The 16,112-nt window shown below is 70.2% G+C and carries 10 protein-coding genes and 4 tRNA genes; 8 read left to right on the top strand and 6 right to left on the bottom strand.

All coding sequences use genetic code 11. The features are described 5' to 3' along the window. Window positions 1-72: 72 nt before the first annotated feature. From ACZ52C_RS12990 to ACZ52C_RS12975, 4 genes are all read right to left on the bottom strand, one after another. Complete coding sequence (locus ACZ52C_RS12990) at window positions 73-1,647, bottom strand: amino acid permease (RefSeq protein ID WP_469074736.1); 1,575 nt, start codon at window positions 1,645-1,647, stop codon at window positions 73-75. Window positions 1,648-1,810: 163 nt separating this feature from the next. After that, the gene (locus ACZ52C_RS12985; RefSeq protein ID WP_469074735.1) at window positions 1,811-4,039 is read right to left on the bottom strand and encodes a DEAD/DEAH box helicase; all 2,229 of its coding nucleotides are present in this window, start codon (window positions 4,037-4,039) and stop codon (window positions 1,811-1,813) included. Between the two features lie 481 nt (window positions 4,040-4,520). Continuing rightward, entirely contained in the window at window positions 4,521-5,063 is a 543-nt protein-coding gene (locus tag ACZ52C_RS12980; RefSeq protein ID WP_469074734.1) for a hypothetical protein, read from the bottom strand. A 261-nt stretch (window positions 5,064-5,324) separates the two neighbouring features. Beyond that, the gene (locus tag ACZ52C_RS12975; RefSeq protein ID WP_009327618.1) at window positions 5,325-5,675 is read right to left on the bottom strand and encodes a metallopeptidase family protein; all 351 of its coding nucleotides are present in this window, start codon (window positions 5,673-5,675) and stop codon (window positions 5,325-5,327) included. 74 nt (window positions 5,676-5,749) lie between these two features. Between ACZ52C_RS12975 and ACZ52C_RS12970 the strand changes: the two genes are divergently transcribed. The 7 genes from ACZ52C_RS12970 (at window position 5,750) to ACZ52C_RS12940 (ending at window position 12,507) form a co-directional block, all read left to right on the top strand. After that, complete coding sequence (locus ACZ52C_RS12970) at window positions 5,750-7,411, top strand: metallophosphoesterase family protein (protein WP_469074733.1); 1,662 nt, start codon at window positions 5,750-5,752, stop codon at window positions 7,409-7,411. Between the two features lie 81 nt (window positions 7,412-7,492). After that, window positions 7,493-7,565 (top strand) — tRNA-Glu (locus ACZ52C_RS12965). Window positions 7,566-7,601: 36 nt separating this feature from the next. Then, window positions 7,602-7,676, top strand: a tRNA-Asp gene (locus ACZ52C_RS12960). 24 nt (window positions 7,677-7,700) lie between these two features. After that, window positions 7,701-7,774: transfer RNA gene (locus ACZ52C_RS12955), tRNA-Phe, on the top strand. 136 nt (window positions 7,775-7,910) lie between these two features. Then, window positions 7,911-11,888, top strand: coding sequence for an ATP-dependent RNA helicase HrpA (gene hrpA / locus ACZ52C_RS12950; protein ID WP_469074732.1), 3,978 nt, complete (start codon window positions 7,911-7,913; stop codon window positions 11,886-11,888). 100 nt (window positions 11,889-11,988) lie between these two features. Next, window positions 11,989-12,063: transfer RNA gene (locus ACZ52C_RS12945), tRNA-Asp, on the top strand. A 255-nt stretch (window positions 12,064-12,318) separates the two neighbouring features. Next, window positions 12,319-12,507, top strand: coding sequence for a DUF6274 family protein (locus ACZ52C_RS12940; RefSeq protein WP_469074731.1), 189 nt, complete (start codon window positions 12,319-12,321; stop codon window positions 12,505-12,507). 519 nt (window positions 12,508-13,026) lie between these two features. Here ACZ52C_RS12940 and bldC read toward each other — a convergent pair. Together bldC and ACZ52C_RS12930 are read right to left on the bottom strand one after the other, a co-directional pair. Next, the gene (gene bldC / locus ACZ52C_RS12935; RefSeq protein WP_003949541.1) at window positions 13,027-13,233 is read right to left on the bottom strand and encodes a developmental transcriptional regulator BldC; all 207 of its coding nucleotides are present in this window, start codon (window positions 13,231-13,233) and stop codon (window positions 13,027-13,029) included. Window positions 13,234-13,844: 611 nt separating this feature from the next. Then, window positions 13,845-14,702, bottom strand: a complete 858-nt coding sequence (locus tag ACZ52C_RS12930) for a DUF8083 family protein (RefSeq protein WP_469074730.1) — start codon at window positions 14,700-14,702, stop codon at window positions 13,845-13,847. Window positions 14,703-14,925: 223 nt separating this feature from the next. Between ACZ52C_RS12930 and ACZ52C_RS12925 the strand changes: the two genes are divergently transcribed. Next, complete coding sequence (locus tag ACZ52C_RS12925; RefSeq protein WP_469074729.1) at window positions 14,926-16,020, top strand: Leu/Phe/Val dehydrogenase; 1,095 nt, start codon at window positions 14,926-14,928, stop codon at window positions 16,018-16,020. Window positions 16,021-16,112 lie beyond the last annotated feature (92 nt).

Here is a 16,112-nt window from a genome sequence, read left to right as displayed (position 1 = left end):
ACCGCGGGAGCCCGGGCCCGGTCACCGGATCACGGACCCGCGGGCGCCGGGCCCGGTCACCGGGTCACCGGGTCACGGATCGATCGGCTCCGGCGCCCCCTTCCGCGCCTCCTCCCGCGCCACACTGCGCGCGTGTTCAGGGTTGAGGAACCAGTGGCGGGCCGACGCGGCCCACCAGATCGCCGCGAAGCCCAGCACCACGAGTACGGCGACGGGGGCGTAGTTGAAGTTCTCCCACGTGACCGGGGAGAGCTGCGGGAGCATGAACAGGACGGTGATGAAGACGACCCAGACCACCGCGATCAGGCCGATCACCCGCGACCAGCGCCCCAGGTGCCAGGGCCCGCGCTCGAACGCGTCGCCCTTGCGCAGCCGCAGCAGGGTCGGGATGACGTACGCGATGTAGAGGCCGATCACCGCGATCGAGGTGACCGCGGCGTACGCCGTGCCATTGATCAGATACGGGAGGCCGAGGACGAGCGCGCCGCCCGCCGCCAGCCAGACCGCCGCCACGGGGGTGCGGGTGCGGGGGCTGACCGTGTGCCAGACGTGCGAGAACGGCAGGGCGCCGTCGCGCGAGAAGGCGTAGATCATGCGGCTGTTGGCGGTCACGGAGGCCATGCCGCAGAAGAGCTGCGCGCCGATGATGACGAGGAGGAGCAGTTTGCCGCCGGTCGCGCCTAGCGCGTCCAGCAGGATCTGCGCCGGCGGCACCCCCGTCGCCGACTCGCGCGCGCCGTCGTAGGACTGGATGGCGAAGGTGAAGCCGAGCAGGAGGACGAAGCCCGCCACCCACGACGTCCAGATGGACTGGACGATGCCCTTGGGGCCGGCCGTCGACGCGTCGTGCGTCTCCTCGGTCATATGGGCGGAGGCGTCGTACCCGGTGAAGGTGTACTGCGCCATCAGCAGCCCCAGCAGCACCACGTACAGCCCGCTGCCCCAGCCCGTCTCGTTGACGAACCCGGTGAACACGAAGGACGCCGACTGGTGGCTGTCCGGGACGACGACGAGCGCGCCGACGATGACGACCACACCCACCACGTGCCACCACACGCTGACGCTGTTCAGCAGTCCGACGATCCGGACGCCGAAGGTGTTCAGCAGGCCGTGCAGCAGCAGGATCGCGGCGAAGAGGAGGATGGTCCGGCCCGGGGTCACCTCGAAGCCGAACTCCAGGTTCAGGTACGCCGCCAGGAAGGACGCCGCGCCGAAGTCGATGCCGGCGGTCACGGCCACCTGGCCGAGCACGTTGAACCAGCCCGTGAACCACGCCCAGGCCGCCGCGCTGCGTGCCGGGGCCAGTCGGTGCGCCCAGAAGTACAGGCCCGCGGAGGTCGGATAGGCCGAGCAGATCTCGGCCATGGCCAGACCCACGAGGAGCGTCATCAGCCCGACCGCGACCCAGCCCCAGGTGATCACCGCGGGTCCGCCGGTGTTCATGCCGAAGAGGTAGAGGGTCATACAGCCGGACAGGACCGAGATGATCGTGAAGGAGACCGCGTAGTTGGAGAACGCGGACATACGGCGGGCGAGGACCTGCGTGTAGCCCAGCTGGGCGAGCCGCTCCTCGTCGGACACCGAGACCGACACAGAGTCCGGGACCGAAGCCCCGGCTGCCCCACGGGCTATGTCGTCATCTGTCATGCCCCCAGCAATTCCCTCTCCAGGGACGTGACATGCGCCACACCATGGCCGAAAACCGGCGGAAGTGGGGGACGGCCCCCGGGGCCGGCGGGGATGCGGAGGAAAAGCCGCAGGGCCCGTACGACCGGAGTCGTACGGGCCCTGCGGCCTTGCTCAGTCGGCGTCAGCCGTTGCGCTTCCAGCGCGGCTTGTCGTCACGACGGCCGAAGGAGGAGCCGGTGCCGGTGCCGCTGCCGCTGCCGCGGTGGTCGTCACGACGGCCGTACGGGCGCTCGTGGCCGCCGGAGCGGAAGCCCGGACGGTCGCCCTGGCGGTCGCGGTTGAAGGGACGGTCGCTGCCCCGGTGCCCGCCACGCTCGTCACGACGCTCGAAGGAACGGCCGCCGCGCTCGCCGCCACGGTCGTTGTTGTCCCGGCGGAAGCCACCACGGTCGTTGTCACGACGCTCGAAGGAACGGCCACCGCGCTCACCGTCACGACGCTCGAAGCCGCCACGCTCGTTGTTGTCCCGACGGAAGCCACCACGGTCGTTGTCGCGACGCTCGAAGGAACGCCCACCGCGCTCGCCGCCACGGTCGTTGTTGTCCCGGCGGAAACCGCCACGGTCGTCACGACGCTCGAAGGAACGCCCACCGCGCTCGCCGCCACGGTCGTTGTTGTCCCGGCGGAAGCCACCACGGTCGTTGTCACGACGCTCGAAGGAACGCCCACCACGGTCGCCGTCACGACGGTCGTCACGGCGGTCGTCACGGCGGAACCCGCCGCGGTCGCCCCGCTCGCCACGGTCGTTGTCACGGCGGTCGAAACCGCCGCTGCCGTAGCCGTTGCCCCGCTCCTCGCGGCGCTGACGCGGCTGGTCGTACGAGGCCCGCTCGTGCACCGGCTGCTCGGCGATCGCGGCCGAAGCCTCGACCTGCGTCGCACCCTCGGCCTCGACCACGGCGGTGGCGGCCTCGGAGGTGGCGGCAGCGGCGGCGACGGCCGCCTCCGGGTCCTCGCCCCGCTCCCGGGCGGCCCGCGCGGTCAGCCGGTCGGCCTCCTCGCGCAGCTCCGCGGCGCGGCGCGTGGCCCGCTCCAACTCCTTGCTGAGCTGAGCGACTTCACGCTCGGCCTGCTGCGCGGCGTTGCCGGCGGACTCGGCCTGGACCTCGGTCATCGACCGCGCGCCCGTGATCTCGGCGACCTCGGGGTCGAACGTCGAACCACCCTGGATGATGTGACGCCCGGCGTCGACGCCCGCGTCCTCCATCAGCCGGAAGATCTGGCGGCGCTGGTGCGGCAGGGAGAGGGACACGACCGTGCCCGTACGCCCGGCACGCGCCGTACGGCCGGCCCGGTGCAGGTAGTCCTTGTGGTCCCCGGCGGGGTCCACGTTGAGCACCAGGTCGATGCCGTCGACGTGGATGCCTCGGGCGGCGACGTCGGTCGCGACGAGCGCGTTGACGTAGCCCTTCTTGAAGTCCTCCAGCACCCGGGTACGCGCGCCCTGCGTCATACCGCCGTGCAGCGCGTCGGCCTTCACGCCGGAGTCGCACAGCTGCTCGGCGATACGGTCGGCACCGAGCTGGGTGCGGACGAAGATGATGGTGCGGCCCTTGCGGGAGGCGATCGCGGCGGTGACCGGCGCCTTGTCCTTGGGCTTCACGATCAGGATGTGGTGCGACATGGTCGTGACGTTGCCCTGGGCGCTGTCGACCTCGTGCGTGACCGGGTTGCTCAGGTAGCGCTTGACCAGCGTGGAGATCTCGTTCTCCATCGTGGCCGAGAACAGCATGCGCTGGCCGCCGCCCGGGATCTGGTCGAGCAGCTCGGTGACCTCGGGCAGGAAGCCCAGGTCGGACATCTGGTCGGCCTCGTCGAGGACGGCGATCTGCACGTTCTCCAGGGAGCACGCGCCGCGGTTGATGAGGTCGCGCAGGCGGCCCGGGGTGGCGACGAGGACGTCGACGCCGCGCTCCAGGGCGTAGATCTGGTTGCCCATCGACGTACCGCCGCAGACGACCTTCATCTTCAGGCCGAGGACGTCGCCGTACGGCTGGAGCGCGTCCGCGACCTGCATCGCGAGCTCACGGGTCGGGGTGAGGATGACGGCGCGGGGCTTGTGCTTCTCGGTGCGGCCGCCGGCGAGCGTCGCGAGGGTCGGCAGACCGAAGGAGAGGGTCTTGCCGGAGCCGGTACGGCCACGGCCGAGGATGTCCTTGCCGGCCAGGGCGTCCGGGATGGTCGCGGCCTGGATCGGGAAGGGGGTGGTCACGCCGTTCTGCGCGAGCTTGCGCACGACGCCCTCGGGGAGACCGAGGTCCGCGAAGGTGGCCTCGGGGGCCGCCGTCTCGACGGAGTCGTTCTCGTCGTTCTCGGGCACGACGACGTGATCAGTACTGGAAATGGACATGCGTATGCGAAACCTTCCGGAGTCTCGTCGGCACGCGCCCGTCAACTCCGTGATTCGCACACGACCGCCTCTATGCGGTCCGCCACGGCAAGGGAGAGTACGCGCCACACGGCGCGCTCTGTGGTGGCGCCGGGCAAATGGGATCAAACGATCTACCACCATACGCACCCACCACCCCTCAAGGCAAACTGAGCGGATAACCCCAGGTCAGGGGTGAGGCGGGAACTCCAGCGGCAGGCGCGGACGGTCGCGACCCCGGCAGATCCGGGACGCAACCCCGGGGGCGCGGAGCACGCGATGTGGCGGATCCAACAGGCGCCGAGATCGCGTCGGCCGAAGCTCCTGCCGACGTCACGGACACAGCGCCCAGCCGCCCACCACCGGCGCCGACCGAGCCACACTGGTGCCACCCGGACCCCGCCGTCCAAGCCGGCGGGAGCCCTGCCCACCCCCACACCCCTGCGGCCCAACCGCCGTAGGCCTACGCGGTGTTGCCCGCCTGTGGTGCCGGTTCCCGTTCCATCAGTTGGGCCCCCTGTTCGTGCGCGGACGACGACGGCTCGGCTGAGGGCTCCGGCGACGGCGGGGGCTCCGCCGGCTTCGTCGGCTCCGGCTCGGGCTCGGGCTCGGGCCGCACCACCGTCGGCGTCGGAGTCGGCTCCCCCTTCGTCGGCTCGGGCTTCTCCGGCCACTCGCCCTTCCCCTCGTTCCCGCCCCCCTCGGGCGGCGTCGCCCTGCCGGACGGCTCGGCCGCCCCGGACGCCGTCGCGGAGGCGGACGCGGAGCCGGCGGCGGAGGGGCGGGGCGGGGCGGAACCACGGCGCTTGCCCTGCCCGGACTGGTATCCCGGGCCGCCCCCGCCCGTCATCGCGGTGCCCCCGTCCGGCCTCTCCCCGCCCCGCTGCCCCACGGACGGCGACGGCCCGGGCTTCCGCCCGTCGTCCCCCACGCTCATACAGCCGCCGACTGCCGCGACGGCCAGGACCGTGGCGGCCAGACGGACGGATACGTTCAAGGCGCGCACGGCGGCCACCTCCGAGGGGGGCGGAATGAGGAGTCCCCCTGCCCAACTCCCGCCGCCCACAAGAGGACACGCGCAGGCCGGGGACCGCACAGCGCCGTGCACAGCAGCGTCCCCGAAGGGGCGCGGGGAACCACGCGACCAGCCCCCACCCACCCGCACACACCCTCCGCTCCAGCCCGCACGCCCGCCGCACCGGGACGGCGATCGGCCCCAGGGACGACGATGCCCCTGAAGCGACTGAGCGGCTGAGCGGCTGAGCGGCTATCCGTACCCGAGCGCGTGCAGCCGCGCGTCGTCGATCCCGAAGTGATGCGCGATCTCGTGCACCACGGTCACCTCGGTCTCCGCGACCACGTCCTCCCGTGACTCGCACATCCGCAGCGTCGGCCCCCGGTAGATCGTGATCCGGTCCGGCAGCACCCCGGCGTACCACTCGCCGCGGTCCGTCAGCGGAGTCCCCTCGTACAGCCCGAGCAGCTCGGGATCGTCGGCGGGCGGCTCGTCCTCCACGAACACCGCCACGTTGTCCATCAGCCGTGTCAGCTCCGGCGGAATCCGGTCCAACGCCTCGGCGACCAGTTCCTCGAACTCCTCGCGCGTCATCTCCAGCACACGGCCATTGTCAGGCACGACCCCCGCGACTCGCCCCTCGCATATCCATCCGCACCGCTGGGCATACGGGACCAATGGCACGCGTCCCCGCCGCCCCAGCCAACCGCACCGCCGACGCCGGCACGACCGGCAACGCCCTGAGGACCACCTTGCGGACCGCTCTGCGCCGCGTCGCCCGGTCCATGCCACGGGCCCCCCGCGCCCTGGCCCGGCACTACCGCTCCCGCCGCACGCACCCGACGCTCGAACTGGTCCACCACCCCCACCCCTGGGGACGTGCGCTCGGCCTCGTCGCGGTCGTGCTGCTCGGCGCCTGGCTGGGCCTGCTGATCGTCGGCAACGTCCGCACCCCCGTCGGCCCGATGAACACGACGATGACCCTGCGCCCGTCCCTCACCGGCGGCACGAAGATCAACGTCTCCCCGCTCGGCGCCCTGGAACTGCGCAGCCACAACGCCCCCGTGCGCCTGGACGTGAACGTCGACCAGCTCGACCCGGAGCGCGCCCAGGCCCTGGTCGACCACCCCGAGCGGATCTCCGGGCTGCAGGAGGAGATCGCCTCGGACGTGCAGCACGGCACCGTCGACCTGGCCGTGCGGTCGGGCGTCGCCGTCGTGGTCGGCGCCACCACGCTGGGCCTCGCCGTGTTCCGCCGCCCCCGCCGCGCCCTCGCCGCGGGTGGCCTCGCCCTCGTCCTGCTGGCCGGCGCCGGCGGCACGGCCGCCGCGACCTGGAACCCCAACTCCGTCCTGGAACCCAAGTTCTCGGGCCTGCTCTCCTCCGCGCCCTCCCTCGTCGGCAACGCACGCAGTATCGTCACCGAATTCGACATCTACCAGAAGGAATTGGCCCGTCTGGTGACGAACGTGACCAAGCTGTACGACGTCACGTCCACACTCCCCGCGTACCAGCCGGACCCGACGACCATCCGCGTCCTGCACGTCTCCGACATCCATCTGAACCCCGCGAGCTGGAAGATCATCGCCTCGCTGGTGGAGCAGTACGAGATCAACGTCATCGTGGACTCCGGCGACACCATGGACCACGGCAGCGCCGCCGAGAACGCGTTCCTGGACCCGATCGCCGACCTCGGCGCACCGTACGTCTGGGTGCGCGGCAACCACGACTCGCGTGCGACGCAGCGCTACCTGGAGGGCATCGACCACGTGCACGTCCTCGACGAGGGCAGGGCGGTGACCGTCGGCGGGCTTCGCTTCGCGGGGATCGGGGACCCGCAGTTCACCCCGGACCGCTCGACCGACAAGGCGGGCCTGCCCTCGGAGGAGGTGGCCGGTCAGCGGCTGACCCGGGCCCTGCGCGCCCAGAAGGCGGCCGGCACCCCCGTGGACATCGCGATCGCCCACAACCCGGACGCCGCCCGGGAGACGGACGGTGACGTCCCGCTCGTCCTGGCCGGCCATCTGCACAACCCGAGGACGGAAGTCCTCGACGAGGGCACCCGCCTGCGCATCGAGGGCTCCACGGGCGGCAGCGGACTGCGCGCGCTGGAGGGCAAGCACCCCGATCCGATCGAGGCCTCGGTCCTGTACCTCGACCGCGACACCCGGCGCCTCCAGGCCTGGGACGAGATCAAACTCGGCGGGCTGGGTCTGACGACGGCCGAGGTCAGCCGCCACCTGCCGAAGGAGAACCAGCCGGGGGCCCAACCCGGCGACGAGGAGTCCCCGTCCCCCTCGGGGAGCACGTCGACCGCGGAGTCCCCCGGCGACCCGTAAACCGTTTTGGCGATACCTCCCGCCATCCCATATGCTTCTCACGTCCCCGACGCGCTGACGAAGCGCCCAGGCGGGCCGATAGCCCTCATCGTCTAGCGGCCTAGGACGCCGCCCTTTCAAGGCGGTAGCACGGGTTCGAATCCCGTTGGGGGCACGCAAGAACGTGTGCGACACTGTCGTACGCATCCTTGGTCCTGTGGAGCAGTTTGGAGTGCTCGCCACCCTGTCAAGGTGGAGGCCGCGGGTTCAAATCCCGTCAGGACCGCTGGTGTTTCACGTGAAACATCGCGGCTGGGTAGCTCAGTTGGTACGAGCGATCGCCTGAAAAGCGATAGGTCGCCGGTTCGACCCCGGCCCCAGCCACATCGACGAAGACCCCCTCCGGGAAGCCGGAGGGGGTCTTCGCGTGTGCGGCAGATATACGTGTGCGGTGCCCCGGGACGGCCGGACGCAAAAGCGTTCGCCCCTCGTTTCGTCGAGGTGAGATCCTGGACCGCGTATGTCTACGCCACCTGCCCCCGCCTTCGGCGCCCTCGCCCCCCGTCTGGCCGAGCTGTCCCTGCGCGACGCGCACCGGCTCGGGCGCAGACTCGAAGGCGCGCGCAAGATCCGTAAGCCCGAAGCCCGGGCCGCCGTTCTCGCCGAGATCGAGGCGGAGGTCGCCAAGGGCGAGTCCCGCATGGCCGAGCGCGCCGCACGCGTGCCGGCCGTCTCGTACCCCGAGCAGCTGCCCGTCAGCCAGAAGAAGGACGACATCGCGGCCGCCATCCGCGATCACCAGGTCGTCATCGTCGCCGGTGAGACCGGCTCCGGCAAGACGACGCAGATCCCCAAGATCTGTATGGAGCTGGGGCGCGGCGTACGCGGCATGATCGGGCACACCCAGCCCCGTCGTATCGCCGCCCGCACGGTCGCCGAACGCGTCGCGGAGGAGCTGCGGACGCCGCTCGGCGAGGCCGTCGGCTGGAAGGTGCGGTTCACCGACCAGGTCAACCCGGACGCCACCTTCGTCAAGCTGATGACGGACGGCATCCTGCTCGCCGAGATCCAGACGGACCGCGAGCTGCGCGCCTACGACACGATCATCATCGACGAGGCCCACGAGCGGTCCCTCAACATCGACTTCCTGCTGGGCTACCTGGCCCAGCTGCTGCCCAAGCGCCCCGATCTCAAGGTCGTCATCACCTCCGCGACCATCGACCCCGAGCGCTTCTCCCGCCACTTCGGTGACGCGCCGATCGTCGAGGTCAGCGGCCGTACCTACCCGGTCGAGGTGCGCTACCGCCCCCTCCTCGAAGAGGACTCCGACGACGCCGACCGCGACCAGATCACCGCCATCTGCGACGCCGTCGAGGAGCTTCAGGCCGAGGGCAAGGGCGACATCCTCGTCTTCCTCTCCGGTGAGCGCGAGATCCGGGACACGGCCGACGCGCTGATCAAGAAGAACTACCGCTTCACCGAGGTCCTCCCCCTGTACGCCCGGCTCTCGCACGCCGAGCAGCACCGCGTCTTCCAGCCGCACACCGGCCGCAGGATCGTTCTGGCCACGAACGTCGCCGAGACCTCCCTCACCGTCCCCGGCATCAAGTACGTCATCGACCCGGGCTTCGCCCGCATCAGCCGCTACAGCCACCGCACCAAGGTCCAGCGCCTGCCGATCGAGGCGATCTCCCAGGCCAGCGCCAACCAGCGCAAGGGCCGCTGTGGCCGTACCTCGGACGGTGTCTGCATCCGTCTCTACAGCGAGGACGACTTCGAGGCCCGGCCCGAGTTCACGGACGCGGAGATCCTCCGGACGAACCTCGCCTCCGTCATCCTCCAGATGACCGCGGCCGGCCTCGGTGACATCGAGAAGTTCCCCTTCATCGACCCGCCGGACCACCGCAACATCCGCGACGGCGTCCAGCTCCTCCAGGAGCTCGGCGCGCTCGACCCGGCGCAGAAGGACGTACGCAAGCGCCTCACCCCGATGGGCCGCAAGCTCTCCCAGCTGCCCGTCGACCCCCGGCTCGCCCGCATGGTCGTCGAGGCCGACAAGAACGGCTGCGCCCGCGAGGTCATGGTGATCGCGGCCGCGCTCTCCATCCAGGACCCGCGCGAGCGCCCCGCCGACAAACAGGCCCAGGCGGACCAGCAGCACGCCCGCTTCAAGGACGAGACCAGCGACTTCCTCGCCTTCCTCAACCTCTGGCGGTACGTCCGCGAGCAGCAGAAGGAGCGCGGCTCGTCGTCGTTCCGGCGGATGTGCAAGCAGGAGTACCTGAACTTCCTGCGCATCCGGGAGTGGCAGGACATCTACAGCCAGCTGCGCACGGTCGCCCGGCAGATGGACATCCACCTCAACGAGGAGGACGCGCCGGAACAGCACATCCATGTCTCCCTGCTGGCCGGCCTGCTCTCCCACATCGGCATGAAGGACGTGAAGGACGCCGGGGCCGAGAGCGGCAGGGGCGCGGGGAAGAACGAGTACCTGGGCGCCCGCAACGCCAAGTTCGCGATCTTCCCGGGCTCGGCCCTCTTCAAGAAGCCCCCGCGCTTCGTGATGTCCGCGGAGCTGGTGGAGACGAGCCGCCTGTGGGCCCGCGTCAACGCGAGGATCGAGCCCGAGTGGGTCGAGCCCCTCGCCGAGCACCTGCTCAAGCGCACCTACAGCGAGCCGCACTGGGAGAAGGACCAGGCGGCCGTGATGGCGTACGAGAAGGTCACGCTGTACGGCGTGCCGATCGTCGCCCAGCGGAAGATCAACTACGGCCGGATCGACGCCGAGGCCAGCCGTGAGCTGTTCATCCGCAACGCGCTGGTCGAGGGCGACTGGCGTACGCACCACAAGTTCTTCGCCGACAACCGCAAGCTCCTCAGCGAGGTCGAGGAGCTGGAGCACCGGGCCCGGCGCCGGGACATCGTGGTCGACGACGACACGCTCTTCGACTTCTACGACCAGCGGGTCCCCGACCATGTCGTCTCGGGCGCGCACTTCGACTCCTGGTGGAAGCACAAGCGCCACGAGCAGCCCGACTTCCTGGACTTCGAGCGGGAGATGCTCATCCGGGAGTCGGCCGAGGCGGTCACCAAGGCCGACTATCCGGACTCCTGGCACCAGGGACAGCTCAAGTTCCGCGTCACGTACCAGTTCGAGCCGGGCGCCGACGCGGACGGCGTGACGGTCCACATCCCCCTCCAGGTCCTCAACCAGGTCACCGACGAGGGCTTCGACTGGCAGATCCCGGGCCTGCGGGAGGAGGTGGTGACGGAACTGATCCGTTCCCTCCCCAAGCCGATCCGCAGGAACTACGTACCGGCGCCGAACTTCGCCCGGCGCTTCCTGGACGCGGCGGTCCCCCTCCAGGAGCCGCTGCCGGTGACGATGGCCCGCGAGCTCAAGCGCATGGTGGGCGTGCCGGTGACGCCCGAGGACTTCGACTGGTCCCGGGTCCCCGACCACCTGAAGATCACCTTCCGGATCGTCGACGAGCGGCGCCGGAAGCTGGCCGAGGACAAGGACCTGGAGGCGCTGCGGCTCCAGTTGAGGCCGAGGGCGCGCAAGGCCCTCTCCCAGGCCGCGGCGGCCACCGCCGAGCGCCAGGGCGGCGAGTCCGTGGAACGGACGGGCCTGACGGACTGGACGATCGGCTCGCTCACCCGGGTCTTCGAGACCCGCCGCGCCGGCCAGCCGGTGAAGGCGTACCCGGCGCTCGTCGACGACGGACCGAAGGCCAACACCGTCTCCGTACGCCTCTTCGACACGGAGGCGGAACAGTCGGAGGCGATGTGGAAGGGCACCCGTAGGCTCATCCTCCGAAACATTCCGGTCAACCCTGCGAAGTTCGCGAGCGAAAAGCTCACCAACGCGCAGAAGCTGGCACTGTCCGCCAATCCGCACGGTTCGATCCAGGCACTCTTCGACGACTGCGCGATGGCCGCGGCCGACAAGCTGATCGCCGACTTCGGCGGCCCGGCGTGGGACGAGTCGTCGTACCGCAAGCTGTACGAGAAGGTGCGCGCGGAGATCGTCGACACCACGGTCCGCACGGTCGGCCAGGTGCAGCAGGTGCTGGCCGCCTGGCAGGCCTGTGAACGCCGTCTGAAGTCCACCCGCAGCCCGGCCCTCCTCGCCAACCTCGCGGACGTACGGGGGCAGCTGGACGCCCTCGTGAAGCCCGGGTTCGTCACGGAGGCGGGGCTCCGGCGGCTGCCTGACCTGATGCGCTATCTGGTGGCGGCCGACCGCCGGCTCCAGCAGATGCCGACCGGCGTCCAGCGGGACACGTCCCGGATGGAGAAGGTCCACGAGATGCGCGACGAGTACGCCTGGCTGCTCGAACAGCTGCCCAAGGGGCGGCCCGTGCCCTCCTCGGTCACGGAGATCCGCTGGATGATCGAGGAGCTGCGGGTCAGCTACTTCGCGCACGCTCTGGGCACGGCCTACCCCGTCTCCGACAAGCGGATCGTGAAGGCGATCGACGCGGCCGCTCCGTGATCGGCCGTGCACACCGGGTGAGTTCGACCGCGGGGCCACCGCTCCTGTAGAGTCTCTTCTCGCAGGCCAGCGCGGCAACAAGGCGCGGACTGCGAAACCTGGTCCTGTGGAGCAGTTTGGAGTGCTCGCCACCCTGTCAAGGTGGAGGCCGCGGGTTCAAATCCCGTCAGGACCGCACGATGGAGAAGGCCCGCATCCTTTTGGATGCGGGCCTTCTTGCTGTGCGGCCGTGCGGCGGCTTCCGGCTCTGTTCGCCCAAGAACTCGGAGTGCTGGGGTCGTTGGGCGTGCGCGGGGCATCTGTGGCGCTCGCGCAGTTCCCCGCGCCTCCGAGAGCCGCCTGCGGCGGCTCCGCCGACGCCGTGGGGGTTGACGGCGTCACATTCCGCCGGTACCTCAGATTCAGGGCCCCAAGACCCCGGAGGTGGCGTATGGCGGCGTCCGCTCGGCACGAGACTCGCGCGTTACTCCGTGCCCACCTGTCGGCCGCCTCCTCGTACCGCCATCTCACCCGCCACTGCCCGATCTGCCACCGCCTGCTGCGGCTGGCCACGGAGCACCCCACAGGCGAGGACGGCGCCGAGGGCCCCGCGGAGGACGAGACGCCGGCCAAGGCGTGAGACGCGCCCCGTAGGGAACATCTTCCGCGAGGGCGCGCCGTGCTCAACTCCCGCCCCCTCTACCGCAGATGCCGCTCGGGCAACAAGCCGTCCGACATGTGACGGGTGTCACTGAACGAGTTTTCGGAACGCCTGTTCTTACCAGTCCCCTACAACTGGTCAATTTAATATGTGCAATTGCACCAGCCCCCGGGGTCCTGCACAGGAGATCCGACACCCCTCCCCAGAGTCCGACAAGCCCGCGCACAACCGGTCGGTTCCGGACCCGGAACCACCGATTCCGTTGCCTCCGCGCACAAAAAAGATCGCGCTGGACCCGGCGGAGTCCAGCGCGATCTACGACGCACCCTTGGTGCTTGCCTGACGACGACCGGGAAGCCTGGGCCTCCCGGAAAGCTCTGTGTGGCTCGGGCGTGGGATCTGTTGGGGCAGAACCCGCGTCGTTTGAAGCTGCTGAGCGGTGCTTTCAGGCTTCCGGCCGATTGGGGGACCAGCCGAAACGCCCTGTCATGCGGTGGTTCAGGCCTCGCTGCGCTGCTGCGGAATGCCCGCGAGCAGTGCGCGGACCTCAGCCTCGCGGTAACGGCGGTGTCCGCCGAGCGTGCGGATGGACGTGAGCTTGCCGGCCTTCGCCCACCGCGTAACCGTCTTCGGGTCCACACGGAACATGGTGGCGACCTCAGCCGGGGTCAGCAGCGGCTCGGCATCAGGGGTGCGAGCGGTCATGAGCGGCCTCCTCGGGAGAACCGAACCTTCTCGGTTCTTTCCTCTAAATTCTGCACCTTGACCCGCGTTGCCCGAAATGGCGGACGCGAGTCGAGTCGGTTATAGGACGAACGGCTTGTCCTCGGCACTACAACTACACCATCTGTCCAGCCACGTCGGCCAAACCGATGGAATTGCCCTCCCAGGTGTTCATCAGCGACGGATGCCGATGGACCATGCCATAGCGGACAGTCACGCCACTGTGACGATCAGTCACAGTGGCGTGCAGGAGTCACGAGACCCCCCATTAGCGTGCAATGCTGAGATTCCACCCATACGTGGGCAGAAGGAGCCTCCCCCGGGCTCCTTGTCCTATTTTGACACGAGGAGGTGCGTAAGAGGCAAGGCCCGCGTAAGTGCAATCCGTCACGCTTGGCGGCTTCTTGACGCAAAAGCCCGGATCGGGACCTACGTCCCACGATGACACCCGCAGGTCACTGCGGTGCGTCAAGCTTGGGTCAAGGGTGGACAGTTCACCACGGTTCGGCCTCCGTGGAAAGCCTTTTCCCATCGGCCCCACAAGTCACAAGTACGGACGAGAGGTTGAGCCGGTTCAACCGGTTCGGACCGGTTCAGTTCGCCGAGCGCCGGTCCCGTACCGCCCGCCAGCGCTCGACCAGGCGCCCGTAGGCCTCCCCGGCGGCGAGGCCGTCCCCGCCGCGCAGGGCCTCGATGCCCTCGGCGACGTCGGCGGCGGAGTGATCGCCGTCCAGCTCGTCGGCCGGCAGGACGTGCACGAGGCCGCCGTAGTCCAGCTCGACCAGCGAGCGCGGGTGGAACTCCTCCAGCCAGCGGCCCACGTCGAGCAGACCGTCGATGAGCGGCCCCTCATCGATGGCCTCCCGCAGGGTCCGCAGCCCCCGCGCCACGCGCCGCCGGGCCTGCACCATGGGAGTGCGATAGCGAAGCACCGGCGAGATCTCGCCGGATCCCTTCTCGCCCGACCCCTTCTCGTACGTCCGCTCCTCGTCCGAGACGAGGACGAACCAGTTCAACGGCACCTGCCAGGTCGCGGTGCGGATCCACGGCCGGGCGTCGGGGTTGCCGGCCATCCAGCGCTCGTAGTCCTGGCTCGCCTGGTGGCGCACCAGCGGCGGCAGCACCGCGTCCAGGACCGGGGCGGGCAGCTCCTCGGCCAGGTCGCCGAGCGCCTGCCAGCCGCGCAGCCGGGTCCGCCAGGGACAGACACAGACCACCCCGTCGACCTCCAGCACGAAGGCGTCGTCGCTCTCGTGCACCGGCACCGGCACCGGCGGGGTCGGCAGCAGGTCGGCCAGCGAGCGGCGCAGCTCGTCCTGGTAGGAGGGGCGGTCGGGGCGCCGGGCGTAGCGGGCCCAGTGGCCGCGCTCGGGCTCGGGAAAGGCCGCCAGCGGCTCGTACACGCGGAGGTAGGACGCGTACGGGACGATCACCGAGGACACCTTGGGCACGCCTGCTCCCTCCCCCGGCTGCCACCGGGGAAACCTGCCGAACCCGCACACGGGCGGGCCGGAAAACTGTGCGGATCGCACCACGCCCGTACTCCGGCCGGGGGGTGATCCTGAGGCTGCGCCGCTGTACGGCGGACGCAGGCTCTAATCTCATGCTCACAGACCCCGCCACCCGTACGGGAGCCTGTACCCGACCGCCGCTTCTTACCCAGGAGTCACCACAGTGACCGAAGTATCTGACGGCGTCCTGCACACCCTGTTCCACTCGGACCAGGGCGGTCACGAGCAAGTCGTGCTCTGCCAGGACCGGGCCAGCGGCCTCAAGGCCGTCATCGCCCTCCACTCCACCGCGCTGGGCCCCGCACTCGGCGGCACGCGCTTCTACCCGTACGCGACCGAGGCGGAGGCCGTCGCCGACGCCCTGAACCTCGCCCGCGGCATGTCCTACAAGAACGCCATGGCCGGTCTCGACCACGGCGGCGGCAAGGCCGTGATCATCGGCGACCCCGACCGGATCAAGAGCGAGGAACTGCTGCTCGCCTACGGACGGTTCGTGGCCTCCCTCGGTGGCCGGTACGTCACCGCGTGTGACGTCGGCACCTATGTCGCCGACATGGACGTCGTGGCGCGCGAATGCCGCTGGACGACCGGCCGGTCCCCGGAGAACGGCGGCGCCGGAGACTCCTCCGTCCTCACCGCCTTCGGCGTCTACCAGGGCATGCGGGCCTCCGCACAGCACCTGTGGGGCGATCCGTCACTGCGCGATCGCAAGGTCGGGATCGCGGGCGTCGGCAAGGTCGGCCACCACCTCGTGGAGCATCTGCGGGCCGAGGGCGCCGAGGTCGTGATCACGGACGTGCGTGCGGACGCCGTACGGCGGATCCTCGACCGGCATCCGGCAGGGGTCACCGCCGTCGCGCACACCGACGCGCTGATCCGGACCGAGGGACTCGACATCTACGCCCCCTGCGCGCTCGGCGGGGCCCTGAACGACGACTCCGTGCCCGTGCTCACCGCCAAGGTGGTGTGCGGCGCGGCCAACAACCAGCTCGCGCACCCCGGCGTCGAGAAGGACCTCGCCGACCGGGGCATCCTCTACGCGCCGGACTACGTGGTGAACGCCGGCGGGGTCATCCAGGTCGCCGACGAGCTCCACGGGTTCGACTTCGAGCGGTGCAGGGCGAAGGCCGCGCAGATCTTCGACACCACACTGGCGATCTTCGCACGTGCGAAGATGGACGGTATTCCGCCGGCCGCCGCGGCCGACCGGATCGCCGAGCAGCGGATGCACGAGGCGGCAGCGGCACGCGGTCGCTGAGCCCTGGACGGCGGCGCCGCACGGTTGTGGTGCGGCGCCGGCGGTACCCGTCGGCGGCTTTAGAGAGAACTCTCACTTCGTACGGCGGGTCG

This window comes from Streptomyces sp. NPDC034049, from assembly GCF_055575575.1.
Note: the sequence above shows the minus strand (reverse complement) of the source record. Positions and strands in the feature narration are given on the sequence as shown.

Bases quoted from the DNA above. Each gene is read 5' to 3' on its own strand.
- ACZ52C_RS12990 (WP_469074736.1), bottom strand. From the start codon at position 1,647: ATGACAGATGACGACATAGCCCGTGGGGCAGCCGGGGCTTCGGTCCCG.
- ACZ52C_RS12940 (WP_469074731.1), top strand. From the start codon at position 12,319: ATGGCGGCGTCCGCTCGGCACGAGACTCGCGCGTTACTCCGTGCCCAC.
- hrpA (WP_469074732.1), top strand. From the start codon at position 7,911: ATGTCTACGCCACCTGCCCCCGCCTTCGGCGCCCTCGCCCCCCGTCTG.
- ACZ52C_RS12985 (WP_469074735.1), bottom strand. From the start codon at position 4,039: ATGTCCATTTCCAGTACTGATCACGTCGTCGTGCCCGAGAACGACGAG.
- bldC (WP_003949541.1), bottom strand. From the start codon at position 13,233: ATGACCGCTCGCACCCCTGATGCCGAGCCGCTGCTGACCCCGGCTGAG.
- ACZ52C_RS12970 (WP_469074733.1), top strand. From the start codon at position 5,750: ATGGCACGCGTCCCCGCCGCCCCAGCCAACCGCACCGCCGACGCCGGC.